We start from the raw sequence: 1,300 nt of genomic DNA on the forward strand, positions 1-1,300 counted from the left end.
CCGAGATGAGCTTGCCCCCGAATGACGGAGTCCTTAGTTCCAGTTAAATTGGAAAGAAGGAGCAAGGAATGTCAGATTCGAGAAGGCGTGCAAGGTACACGCAGGAATTCAAAGAGGAAAGTGTCCGGCAGGTGCTGGCGGGGGCGTCTGTGGGCTCGGTGGCCAGCTCGCTGGGCATCCCAAAGGCCAGTTTAGGTAATTGGGTTCGCCAGCAACAACGCGGTGAGCTGGGTGTCGTCGCAACACCGACGACGGCTCCCGGTGCTGTGTCGGCCGAGCAAATGGAGATTGCCCGTTTACGGGCGGAGGTCGTGCAGCTGAGGATGGAGCGCGATATAGCAAAAAAAGCCGCGGCGTACTTTGCGCAGGACACGCTGCAAAGTACGCCTGGATTCAAGAAATGAAGGGCCACTGGCCTGTCCGGGCGATTTGCCGGGTGCTGGGAGTCAGTGAGAGCGGCTACTACGGTTGGCAGCGCTGTTGCGGCGGACCGACGCGCAGGCGGCTGCCGGATGAGCGGGTGTTGGTTCACATCCGAGCCATCCACCGCGAGGTCAAGGGGGAATATGGTTGGCCACGAATCCATCAGGAGCTGCGTCGCCGAGGGCTGCGTGTAGGCAAGGAACGGGTGCGGCTGCTGATGCAAGCCCATGGCGTGCGTGGCAGGGTCAAACGCAAGTATGCTTCCACGACCGACAGCAAGCATGCGCTGCCGGTGGCCCCGAATCTGGTACAGCGGCAATTCAATCCTCCTGCACCAGATCAGATCTGGTGTGGTGACATCACGTATTTGCCGACAGAGCAGGGTTGGCTGTATCTGGCGACCGTGCTCGACTTGTTCAGTCGAAAGATCGTAGGATGGAGCATCAAGCCCCACATGCAGACCAGCCTGGTGAAGGATGCCCTGGAAATGGCGTACCTGCGCAGACTGCCGGCGCCTGGGCTGATATTCGATAGCGACAGAGGTAGTCAATATTGCAGCCATGAGTTCCAGCAAATATTGCGCACCCGGCAGATACGTGCCTCAATGAGCAGGAAGGGGGATTGTTGGGATAGCGCCCCGATAGAAAGCTTCTGGGCCCGCCTCAAGCTGGCGAGTTTGGAGGGGCGGAAATTCGCTTCCCACCGAGTCGCTACGGCTGCTGTGATGGACTGGATAACATTCTATAACCACCGACGACTGCATTCGGCATTGGGCTATACGAGTCCGATGGAATATGAAGAACGCTGGCATGCGAGCCAATATAAGGTCGCTGCCTGAACCCGAGGCTAAGGACTACGAGAAACGGGGGCAATATCA

The 1,300-nt window shown here is 58.3% G+C and carries 1 protein-coding gene; it reads left to right on the plus strand.

Features of this window, described 5'->3' with window-relative positions; all coding sequences use genetic code 11:
* Positions 1 to 68: 68 nt before the first annotated feature.
* A protein-coding gene (locus tag V8Z80_RS20850; RefSeq protein WP_118996436.1) for an IS3 family transposase occupies positions 69 to 1,261 on the plus strand; the annotation gives its coding sequence in 2 pieces (ribosomal slippage) (positions 69 to 339 and positions 339 to 1,261; 1,194 coding nt in all).
* The last annotated feature ends 39 nt before the right edge of the window (positions 1,262 to 1,300 follow it).

The organism is Orrella sp. JC864, from assembly GCF_037026685.1.
Classification (GTDB): domain Bacteria; phylum Pseudomonadota; class Gammaproteobacteria; order Burkholderiales; family Burkholderiaceae_B; genus Orrella.